Below are 1,885 nucleotides of genomic sequence, written 5' to 3'. Positions count from 1 at the left end.
CGATACGCTCCCGATTACTATCGGAACCACTAGAACTGACATTTATGGTTTTGATTAAGGAGATTCCCTCCTACGTGGGAATAAAAAAAAGCAGATCTATAAGCCGGATTCTGTACTCTTACGAGCCCTTATCATTTATCTACGTATACTGTTACCAGCACACTTTAGCTGCCTACCCTCCAACAATCGCGCGTGCACGCTCAAACGTTGGTATACATGACATTGCACCTAATAGAGTTTACCTGATTTCACTACAGCATTACCTGTACATTCTTTCTGTTGCACTTTTCCTAGCCTCACGACTGGTGGCCATTAACCACTATATTGCACTATGGTGTCCGGACTTTCCTCATCCCAAATATATCGGGACGCGATAAGGCGATCTGCTTGGATGCAAATGTACATTAATAAAATGCAATTTAACAAGTGTTATTTGTTGCTTTTTGTATGGTTTAATTTGTTATTTTTAAATTCTCTTAAAAGAAGAGTATTGAAGAAAAAAACATTAATCATTCTATCATCTGTCATTATTATATATACGCTTGGAAGTAATCTACCAAGAGGGTTTTATAAAATAGAGAACGAAAATGTAATAATCAAAATATCAATAACTGACAATTTATTGGTCATTCGGGACCCTGAATGCACAAAAAGAATTAAGATTATTGACGGGTCAGAAGAATTTAAAATTAAATTCTGGTCAGAACTTTACGAGGTTAAAGTTTTTAAACGAACTAATGGAAAGCAATCCTTTTGGGTCGTTGATGATAGCATGCGAGGAGTTACAAGAACCAAGAATGGTGTGTTTACAGAATTTACTTGTTGGGAGCCAGCTTGTTCTGGAGGTAGAATGGAAGGAAAAAACATCTTGAGTTTCGAATTTAAAAATAACAAATGGATTAAAGTAAACTAACTAATTATCACATCATACATACCTTTTTAGAAACCAAGCGACTAATCGAATAATTAAAGGATATTTGTAAAGACGTAATACTTCTTGAGTAGAAAAGTTAGCAACTAAATATAAAAAATTGAAAAGCTGGATAATATTTTAATTTACTACAACACGTATGTTACATTAATCACTTCGTTTTATGTATTCTAATCTTCATAAAAACCACTATTTTTATTGTTAATAACTATATATAAATTCACACCCTATAATTCTTAATTTTCATACGATTTTTTAACTTTGTTATCGTTAATAATTTTGCATTTCTTACATGGAACACTTTGTAGTATCGGCACGTAAATACAGACCCCAAACATTTAAGGACGTTGTTGGGCAACAAGCCATTACAAATACCTTATTAAATGCTATTGAGAACAATCATTTAGCGCAAGCCCTACTGTTTACAGGACCTCGTGGTGTTGGTAAAACGAGTTGTGCGCGTATTTTAGCTAAAATGATTAATAGTGATGGTAGCGAAACTGGCGATGAAGATTATGCATTTAACATTTTTGAACTCGACGCCGCTTCTAACAACTCTGTAGACGATATTAGAAGTTTAACAGACCAAGTTCGAATTCCGCCTCAAGTTGGTAAATACAAGGTTTATATTATTGATGAGGTACACATGTTATCTCAAGCGGCTTTTAATGCGTTTTTAAAGACGCTAGAAGAACCGCCTAAACATTGTATTTTTATTTTAGCAACTACCGAGAAACATAAAATTATACCAACCATTTTATCACGTTGTCAAATTTTCGATTTTAAACGTATTACGGTTAAAGACGCTAAAGAGTACTTAAAATATATTGCTAGCGAACAAGACATAACTGCTGAGGATGACGCCTTACATATTATCGCTCAAAAAGCAGATGGCGCCATGCGTGATGCCTTATCTATTTTTGATCGTGTCGTTAGTTTTTCAGGAAAGAATTT

The 1,885-nt window shown here is 34.2% G+C and carries 2 protein-coding genes and 1 other RNA gene; 2 read left to right on the top strand and 1 reads right to left on the bottom strand.

Translation table 11 applies throughout. From position 1 onward, the window contains the following. Positions 1 to 83 precede the first annotated feature (83 nt). An RNA gene (gene rnpB / locus ACVC2P_RS11025) (RNase P RNA component class A) lies at positions 84 to 390 on the bottom strand. A 232-nt stretch (positions 391 to 622) separates the two neighbouring features. Between rnpB and ACVC2P_RS11020 the strand changes: the two genes are divergently transcribed. After that, positions 623 to 913, top strand: a complete 291-nt coding sequence (locus ACVC2P_RS11020; RefSeq protein ID WP_452598524.1) for a hypothetical protein — start codon at positions 623 to 625, stop codon at positions 911 to 913. A gap of 310 nt (positions 914 to 1,223) precedes the next feature. Beyond that, a partial coding sequence (gene dnaX, locus ACVC2P_RS11015; protein ID WP_452598523.1) for a DNA polymerase III subunit gamma/tau occupies positions 1,224 to 1,885 on the top strand: 662 nt, incomplete at its 3' end.

Source organism: Pontimicrobium sp. MEBiC01747 (assembly GCF_053601635.1).
The sequence above is the reverse complement of the archived record's forward strand: the minus strand, read 5'-3'. Positions and strand labels throughout refer to the sequence as shown.